This window comes from Microbacterium xerophyticum (genome assembly GCF_053543555.1).
The window spans coordinates 1,154,956-1,163,575 of the sequence record NZ_JBLVOB010000007.1 but is presented as its reverse complement, the minus strand read 5'-3'; the positions used below and the strand labels follow the sequence as shown (position 1 = coordinate 1,163,575).

Annotated in this window: 9 protein-coding genes and 1 riboswitch; of the genes, 4 read left to right on the top strand and 5 right to left on the bottom strand. The window is 68.1% G+C overall.

Annotated features, from left to right (window positions below):
• The 4 genes from ACNPNP_RS17225 to ACNPNP_RS17210 form a co-directional block, all read left to right on the top strand.
• The coding region (locus tag ACNPNP_RS17225) for an HNH endonuclease signature motif containing protein (RefSeq protein WP_448967240.1) at nucleotides 1-1,080 on the top strand (1,080 nt) is incomplete at its 5' end.
• 21 nt (nucleotides 1,081-1,101) lie between these two features.
• Entirely contained in the window at nucleotides 1,102-1,800 is a 699-nt protein-coding gene (locus ACNPNP_RS17220; protein WP_448967239.1) for a haloacid dehalogenase type II, read from the top strand.
• Between the two features lie 16 nt (nucleotides 1,801-1,816).
• A riboswitch (FMN riboswitch) is annotated at nucleotides 1,817-1,947 on the top strand.
• 75 nt (nucleotides 1,948-2,022) lie between these two features.
• Nucleotides 2,023-2,739 carry a nicotinamide riboside transporter PnuC gene (pnuC, locus tag ACNPNP_RS17215; RefSeq protein WP_448967238.1) on the top strand — a complete coding sequence of 239 codons (717 nt, stop codon included), beginning with the start codon at nucleotides 2,023-2,025 and terminating at the stop codon, nucleotides 2,737-2,739.
• On the top strand, nucleotides 2,739-3,656 hold the full coding sequence (locus ACNPNP_RS17210; RefSeq protein WP_448967280.1) for a J domain-containing protein: 918 nt from the start codon (nucleotides 2,739-2,741) through the stop codon (nucleotides 3,654-3,656). The genes pnuC and ACNPNP_RS17210 overlap by 1 nt, the downstream gene beginning before the upstream one ends.
• A gap of 16 nt (nucleotides 3,657-3,672) precedes the next feature.
• Here the strand turns inward: ACNPNP_RS17210 and pucL are convergent, their stop codons facing one another.
• The 5 genes from pucL to allB all read right to left on the bottom strand — a co-directional run bounded on the left by pucL (nucleotide 3,673) and on the right by allB (nucleotide 8,619).
• Nucleotides 3,673-4,623, bottom strand: a complete 951-nt coding sequence (pucL, locus tag ACNPNP_RS17205) for a factor-independent urate hydroxylase (RefSeq protein ID WP_448967237.1) — start codon at nucleotides 4,621-4,623, stop codon at nucleotides 3,673-3,675.
• Between the two features lie 4 nt (nucleotides 4,624-4,627).
• The gene (gene uraH, locus ACNPNP_RS17200; RefSeq protein WP_448967236.1) at nucleotides 4,628-4,972 is read right to left on the bottom strand and encodes a hydroxyisourate hydrolase; all 345 of its coding nucleotides are present in this window, start codon (nucleotides 4,970-4,972) and stop codon (nucleotides 4,628-4,630) included.
• Nucleotides 4,969-5,466: a 2-oxo-4-hydroxy-4-carboxy-5-ureidoimidazoline decarboxylase gene (gene uraD / locus ACNPNP_RS17195; protein WP_448967235.1), complete on the bottom strand. Its 498-nt coding sequence runs from the start codon at nucleotides 5,464-5,466 to the stop codon at nucleotides 4,969-4,971. Before uraD ends, uraH begins: the two co-directional genes overlap by 4 nt.
• Before the next feature lie 148 nt (nucleotides 5,467-5,614).
• Entirely contained in the window at nucleotides 5,615-6,091 is a 477-nt protein-coding gene (gene bcp / locus ACNPNP_RS17190; protein ID WP_448967234.1) for a thioredoxin-dependent thiol peroxidase, read from the bottom strand.
• Nucleotides 6,088-8,619, bottom strand: coding sequence for an allantoinase AllB (gene allB, locus ACNPNP_RS17185; RefSeq protein WP_448967233.1), 2,532 nt, complete (start codon nucleotides 8,617-8,619; stop codon nucleotides 6,088-6,090). Before allB ends, bcp begins: the two co-directional genes overlap by 4 nt.
• Nucleotide 8,620: the final 1 nt, after the last annotated feature.

Sequence of the window (8,620 nt, the reverse complement as noted above, 5' to 3'; positions counted from 1 at the left end):
CCGACGACGGATGAGCTTGCCGCTCTGGCGGCGCATATCGTGGCGCGGTTGGATCCGGATGGGGCGGAGCCGTCGGATCGGGCCGGGAAGCGGCGCCGGCATTTCACGATCGGGAAGCTGCGTGACGGGTCTGTGCCGGTGCGGGGAGAGTTGTTGCCGGAGGTCGCGGCGCAGTTGCAGAAACTCATCGATGCGCTGATGAACCCGAAAGCCGAAGACAAAGCGTCCGGCTCCACGGTGCGCTTCCGCCCCACCGACGCTGACGGTGACGGAGAACGCGGCGCCGGTGAGAGCGAAAGCGACGGCGGTGACGATGGGTTCGCGGCGAAGTACTCCAGTGACAGCACCGAGTACGGGGCGGAGGAGTATTCGGATCGTGCCGACGGGCTCGAGCCGCATAAGGCGAAATCGCCGCCGGTGGAGTTGGCGGATCTGCGCACGCATGCGCAGAAGCGTCATGACGCGTTCGCGACGGTCCTGATGGTCGCTGCCGCGTCCGGGGGCATGCCGACACTGGGCGGTGCCGCACCGACCCTGGTCGTCTCCGTCACCGCCGCCGACTTCGCCCACCGCACCGGGCGGGCGAGGGTCGAAGGCGCCGGATACGACGTCCCCCTCGGTGCGGCCGACCACGCCGGGTGCGCCGGGGGGATCCAACGGGTCCTGTTCGACGAGAAGGGGGCGATCGTGGGCATCGGCACCAGTGCACGGTTGTTCAACGCGACCCAACGGCGCGCGATCGTGCTCCGAGACCGCGAATGCCTCATCCCCGGATGCGACGTGCCCGCCGAATGGTGCGAGATCCACCACGTGCACGAACACGCCCGCGGCGGCCCCACCCACACCAGCAACGGCGTCCCGTTGTGCTGGCACCACCATAGAACTCTCGACGAAGGCATCTGGAAGATCCGCATGCGCGACGGACTCCCCGAGATCCGCGGACCCGGATGGTGGGACCCCTACGCCAAATGGCGCTCACCCCACCACGACTACCAAGCCGTCGACAACGCCCTCCACGAACCCCTCGACACCGAACACCAAAGAGAACGAGAACACGAACCCGCCTGGAACACCCGGTGAGCCGTGGAGGTTGGAACCGACATGCTGCACACCACCGACATAGACGTCGTCGTGTTCGATGTACTGGGCACGCTCGTCGACGAGCCGACAGGGCTGCGTTCGGCCGTCCATAAGGCGATGCCCGACGCTGACGCTGAGCAGGTGCGATCTCTGATCGAGCGCTGGCAGCGCTTCGTCTCTGATCAGCAGCATGCGATCGCGATCGGCACCCGCGCCTACGTCGACTCGGAGGTGCTCGACGCAGAAGCTGCGCGGATCGCTCTCGACGCAGCCGCCGACATGCGGATTGCAACAGCATCCGGCGCCATCACTCACCTCGCCACCGCGAGCCGACGCCTCCCGCCCTGGCCCGATTCCGTCGCCGAGCTCGACCGCATCGCGAACCGTCTCCCCGTCCTGGCACTGTCGAATGCCGCACCGACGACCCTTCTCCACCTCGCGGCCCGCACCGGGATGCGCTGGCACCACGCCGTCACGGCCCACGATGTCGCCGCATACAAGCCGTCACCATCGCTCTACCGGCGTGCGGTGCACGTCTCGGGCCGCCCACCAGAGCGGATCCTCATGGTCGCCGCGCACGCGTGGGATCTGCGCGCAGCGCAGGATGCCGGCATGCGCACCTGCTACGTCGATCGTCCGGTCGGTGACCCGCCGACGGCATCCGATCGCTTCGACCTGACCATCGCCGGGCTGAACAAGCTCCTCCCCGACCTCGGGTAAAGTTCCCGGTGAACACACTTGTGCTCCGGGGTCGGTGAAATTCCGAACCGGCGGTCATAGTCCGCGACCCGCAGTTCTTCGGAACTTCGGTTGAACCGGTGGAACTCCGGTACCGACAGTCAAAGTCTGGATGGGAGAAGCACAGCGTGAGCCATGCGCGGCGACGCGCGCGGCAGAGCGCCCAGCATCCTCCTCGGCAGCATCGATGCCGAACGGAGAACGATGGAAATCCTGCGCTGGCTGGTCGACGCATTCAACTCGCAGTGGATGCTGCCCGGTGGGCAGAGCCTGCTCATCCGCGAAGTCGTCGGCAACGTCTTCGGCCTCGCCAGCGCGCTCGGCGGCATGCGTCGCAAGATCTGGGCGTGGCCGGTCGGCATCATCGGCAACCTGCTGCTGCTGACAGTTTTCCTCGGCTCCATCCTCAACCCCGCCCACTCCCTCCCGAACCTTCTCGGCCAGGCAGGGCGCCAGATCATGTTCATCGCGGTCGCGATCTACGGCTGGATCCGCTGGCGCCAGGCATCCGCAGACGGCGGAAAACTGACTCCTCGCTGGGCGCCGAGAAGTGCACGCATCTCACTCGTGCTCGTCATGGTCGTCGGCACGATCGCCCTGACTCCCCTGTTCCGTCTGCTCGGCTCATGGGAACCGGTGTGGGCAGACGCCTGGACCTTCGTCGGTTCACTCCTCGCGACCTACGGCATGGCGAAGGGCTGGACCGAGTTCTGGCTGATCTGGATCGCCGTCGACGTCGTCGGCGTTCCGCTGCTCTTCAGCTCCGGCTACTACGCGACCGGATTCATGTACGTCTTCTACGGCGTCTTCACCGCCGTCGGCTTCATCGTCTGGTGGCGTGCCCACGCGAACGCCAAGCCGACGATCGAAACGATCCTGCCGGATCCACGGGTGGTGAAGACCGGCGAGAATGGAGAGTGATGTTCGACAGCCCGCTCTCCGCCTCGGCCTACGAGGTGCTCGGCGTCGACCCCACCGCCACCGCCGACGAGATCAAGCGCGCGTTCCGCCTGCGCCTGCGTGAGACGCATCCGGATGCCGGCGGCGATGCCGCGGCGTTCATCCAGGTGCAGCGGGCATGGGAACTGATCGGCACCGTCGACGCACGCGCCTCCTACGACCGCGGCCACGGCTTCACCGAGGAAGAAGTGACCTGGAACGGCTGGCAGGCACCGCCCGCCCGCACCGACACCCGCCCGAAGGCGCGCTCTTACGGACACCCCGGCGGATGGCGCCGAGAGCGCTACCTTTCGCTGATCCGCGAATGGGCCGGCTACGGCGTCGACGTGCCAGACCCGTACGACCCCGCACTCGTGCGCTCGGCACCGCATGAGTTGCGGCGCATGCTCGCTGACGCCCTCGCCGAAGAGGAGACCGCGCGCACCGTCTCAGAACTCGGCATGGGCTTCACCGTCTGGCACGACGTCGCGACGGGCCAGCGCGCCGACGACAAGCTCGATCACGTCATCCTCAGCCCGTCCGGCCTCTACGGCGTGCTGTCGGAGGACTTCGGCGAGACCGTGCGCTTCCGCCGCGGCGAGATCATCGGCCCCGCCGTCGACGGCGCCGCTCCCATCGCCGCGCTCCTTGCACGCATGCGCGTGATCTCCCGCGCGGCCCGCGTGCGCTTCGGCGGCGCGATCGTCGCGCTCCCCGACGACGACCTCGAACAGGCGATCACCCCGCTCGGCAAGGTGCGCGGCGTCCCGGTGGTCGTCGTGCGCCGCAGCGCCCTGCACACCGTGCTGCGTCAGGGCGTGCCAGGCGCGCGCGACATCGGCGGCAATGAGCTGTTCGATGTGCGCACGCGCCTGCAGCAGAGCGTGCGATTCGTCTGAACGCCGGCACCGGCGCTCAGCAGAAGGTGCCGGCGGCCTCCCACGCGGCGGGCACCTCGGCCTGACCTTCCCGCGTCACGGCCGCCTCGATGAGACCGTATGAGCGGTCGGATGCGAAGAACACCTCGTTCGGATTGTCGAGTCCGTACGGGTCGAGATCGACCACGAAGTGATGCTTGTTGGGCATCGAGAAGCGGATCTCCGCGATCTCGGGATGCGCCTCGAGCACCGCACGGCCCATGTCGAACAGCGTCGCCTGCAGCGCCGCCGAGTACCGACGCGTGAACTCCTCCAGCAGGATGCGCTTCACATCCGCGTAGATCCCGTTGAAGTCCAGCTCCCTGGATCCGGCATCCGGCGCATAGCGCCACCGTGCCGAGACGTCGGTCGCGAGGATGCGGTCGGTGGTCTCCTTCAGCGACGTGTAGCGGTCCTTCGGATATCCGACGAACCCGGACTGGGTGGTCTTGAGCACCGTCAGCCCCTTTAGCCCTGCGAGGATGTGCCGCTCGTCGCCGTCTGCGACGACGGCGGCGGTGCGCGTCTCTTGGCCGGTGCGCACGAACGAGTGGTCGTGCCCCTCGCCGTCGACCTGGATCCGGTCCCACGCGTAGCTCTCGGCGAGCCAGCGACCGCCCTCGACCCAGTCGAACGAGCTCGTGAAGTGGTCGGAGAGCCGCAGCAGGAACGCCTCGGGCGATCCGATGCCCTCCCGCGCGAAGCAGAACACGGTGTTCTTCTGGGTGTCGGTTGCGACGACGTGACCGTTGTCGCCGTCGAGGTGCGCGGCCTGGAAGTCGCCGCGCAACTGCGACGTGACATTGAGGTCCTCGATCGAGTGCCGGTCGCCGTCTCTGGTGACCTTGACGACGCGGACCTCGGCCTTGCCGTACTGATTGGGGCCGAGGATGATGCCGCCGTTGGGCGTCTCGGTCTCGGTCTGGGTGCGGGTCATGATGTCGGTCATCGTTCTAACTTCCTCGGTAGGTCGAATATGCGAAGGGGCTCAGCAGCAGCGGCACGTGATAGTGACGCTGCTCGTCATCGACGACGAACGTGAGCACGGCTTCGGGGTAGAAGGTGGGAGTGTCGGTGCGGGCGAAGTACCCGCCGGTGTCGAAATGGAGCCGGTAGGTGCCGGCGGGCACAGCCTCCGGTCCGAGCTGCTTCGCCCGGCCGTCGGCATCCGTGACGCCCTCGGCGATCAGCATCCACTCGCCGTCCCTGAGAGCGGAGAGCACCACCGTGATGCCCGGCGCCGGCAGCCCCTGGACGGCATCGAGCACGTGGGTCGTGATGTGCGACACAGCAGTCATGCGGTGATGGTTCCTCTCAGTCGGAGCAGCGCGATCTCCCGCAGCTGCCCGGCGATGATCCGCTCTTCCGAGGCAGGATCGTGCTGCAGGCGTTCTCGCAGACTCGACAGGATCTCGCCCGCCGACCGCCCGGCCGCGCGGATCAGGAAGACCCGGCCGAAGCGCTCCTCGTACGCGAGGTTGCCGTCGCGAAGCGCCTGCTGCACGTCGGCATCGGACGGGTCGACCCCGGCCTGCTCGGAGCGCGACAGCGTCGCCTCCCTGCTGTCCCCTCCCGCGCGTTCACCGATCCGAGGATGGTGGGCGAGAGCCGAATCGATCTCCTCGGTCGTGAACGGATCGGCGGCCTGCGCCGCCTCCGCAACGAGGGAGTCGACCGAATCGAACGGACGGCGATCGACGATGTCTTCACACCATCGCGTCACATCGATGCACGGCCGGAGCGCGGTGACAGCGTCGCCCCGCTCCGCCAGATTGAATTGCTCAAGCAACATCGCTTGATCTCTTTCTCTTGCGTGCTGGCATCCACGGCGTAAGGAATACGAGAGAGTTTCTCTCGTATCGTGGAACTGTTATTTCAGCATACGACAATCATAATGATGAGCCACGGCGGGGACAACCCCTGAGGCCCAGTTCAGCGGGTCATTTCAGCAGTTCGTCCCTGAGGCGGGCGACGTGGCCCTCAGGGTTCACGTTGTACTCGACCGACGAGACCACGCCTTCGGAATCGACCACCACGGTGGTGCGGATCAGGCCGTCGAACGTGCGTCCGTTGACGGTCTTCTGCCCCCAGGCGCCCCATTCCTTCGCGACAGCGGAATCCTCGTCGGACAGCAGCGGGAAGCTCAGCTGCTCGGCATCCGCGAACTCGCGGAGCCTCGACACCGGATCGGGCGAGATACCGAGAACCTCGTAACCGGCGCCCTGGAACGATCCGAGGTTGTCGCGGAAATCGCACGCCTCGGTCGTGCAGCCAGGTGTGAAGGCGGCCGGGTAGAAGTACACGATCACGGGCGTGCCGCGCAGCTCGGACAGTGTGCGCCGGCCCCCGGATGCGTCGGTGAGCGTGAAGTCCGGAGCCTTCTGGCCGACCTCGAGCTCTTCAGATGAGTTGATCATGCGGATTCTCCATTCTCGACAGGTTCAACGAAGCGACGGGCATCGCTTCCTCGGCGCAGCAGTCGGCCACGGGGCGCGTCACTCGCGACGGGCGCTCCGGCGAGGTAGGTGGTTCGCACGATACCCGTGAGCTGCTGCCCGTCATAGGGGGTGATCGGATGCCGGTGAGCGAGGCGTCTCGCGTCGACGGTGAACGTCTCCTCCGGGGCGAAGACGGCGAAGTCCGCCGCACCGCCCTCGAAGATGCGGCCCTTGTCGGCGAGCCCCACCCTCGCGGCCGGTCTCTCGGCCATGAGGGACACGACGTGCTCGAGCGAGAACCCGCGCTCGAGCGCATGCGTCCACACGAGTGAGAGCCCCAACTGCAGCGAAGCGATGCCGCCCCACGCCAGCGAGAAGTCGCCGTCGCCCGCGAACTTCATCTCGGGCGTGGACGGCGAATGATCCGAGACGATGAAGTCGATCGTCCCCTCAGCCAGCCCCCGCCACAGCTCGTCGCGGTTCCCGTCCTCGCGGATGGGAGGGCAGCACTTGAACGCCGTGCTCCCCTCCGGGATGTCCTCGGCGGCCAGCGTCAGGTAGTGCGGGCACGTCTCGACCGTGAGATCGACCCCGTCGGCACGCGCCGCGGCGATACGGCCGAGCGAATCGCCGTTCGACAGATGCAGGACATGCGCGCGCACGCCGGTGTCGGCCGCGCCCTGGATCACCTCGGCGATCGCGGCATCCTCCGCCGAACGCGGGCGCGAGGCGAGGAACGGGGCGTACTCGCGGCTGCCCGGCTGCACGGACTCCTCGATGATGTGCGCATCCTCGGCGTGCACGACCAGCAACGAATCCAGGCCGGCTAGCACCTCCATCGCCTCGCGCATCTCGGACACAGAGACGTCGGGGAACTCGTCCACGCCGGAGGGCAGCAGGAAGCACTTGAACCCGTACACACCCGCGTCGTGCAGCGGTACGAGTTCGTCGATGTTGCCGGGGATCACCCCGCCCCAGAATCCGACGTCGACGAAGACGCGCCCCTCGGCCACGGCGCGCTTCTCATCGAGAGCTGCGACCGAGACGGTGGGAGGGATGCTGTTGAGCGGCATGTCCACGATCGTCGTGACCCCACCGGCCGCTGCCGCCCTCGTGGCGGATTCGAAACCCTCCCACTCGGTGCGACCGGGCTCGTTGACGTGCACGTGCGTGTCCACCAGGCCGGGCAGCAGCACCTCGTCGGCCGCGAGTTCGACGATCGAGTCGGCGGCGAGGCCGGTTCCGGCGGCGGCGATCTCGGCGACGCGGCCGCCCTGCACACCGATCTCGGCGGCGACGAAGGCGCCGTCGATCAGAGCTCGTCCGCGCAGGACGAGGTCGTAGCGCTGAGTCGGGGCAGGCGAGTTGGGTCCGGCCGCGTCGACGATGTCGCGCACCAGGCGCTCGGCGAGCTCTTCGAGCAGCGACCCGGCCTCGGCCATGCTGCGCTGCGCATCGGGTTCGAGCTCGGACAGCGCCTTGGCTCCGGCGAACCCGGCGTCGGCGATCGCCTCGGCCGACAGCGTCGTCCGTCCGCACACCGCGTACACCGGCACCCCGGCAGCGGTCGCCGCGCGAGCGACGCCGACCGGGGTCTTGCCCATCAGGCTCTGCTCGTCGAGGCTGCCCTCTCCGGTGATCACGGCATCCGCGCCCTTCAGGTGCTCGGCGAGACCGGTCTCCTCGAGCACCACGTCGACGCCCGGGCGCCGGGTCGCACCGAGCGCGATCGCGGCGAAGCCCACGCCACCTGCGGCACCAGCGCCCTCGCGCGATGCGGCGTCAACAGCCGGGACGGGCAGCCCGCCTACGGCATCCAGCACGTCGACCAACCGCGTGAGGCCCGCCTCCAGCGTCGCGACGTCCTCAGCGTTCGCACCCTTCTGCGGCCCGAACACCTCCGCGGCGCCGGTGGGTCCGGTGAGCGGATTGTCCACGTCGCTCGCCAGGACGATCTCGGTATGTGTCAGACGGGCATCCAGTGCGCTGAGGTCCACGGATGCGAGGTGCACCAGAGCACCACCGCCCGGCGGCAGTTCTCCACCCGCCTCATCCAGGAACCGCGCGCCGAGCGCCTGCAGCAGACCGGCGCCACCGTCGGTGCAGGCGCTGCCGCCGACCCCGAGCACGATGCGACGGCATCCGGCATCCAGAGCCGCCCGGATGAGCTGACCGGTGCCGAGGCTCGTCGCCCCGAGCGGATCCTTGCGTCCTTCCGGCAGCAGGTCGAGGCCGGAGGCGCGCGCCATCTCGACGACCGCTTCTTCACCGCGCACCGCGAACTCCGCCTCGATCCGCACCCCGGTGGGCCCGGTGACCAGAGCAGTTCGGGACGAGAATCCTGCGGCGAGCACGGCATCCAGAGTGCCTTCGCCGCCGTCGGCGACGGGGACGGTCACGACCTCGATCGTCGGGTCGACCCGCCGCGCTCCCGAGGCGACCCTTTCAGCCACCTCGGGAGCCGTCAGCGACCCTTTGAACTTGTCGGGGGCGATGACCAGGCGCATC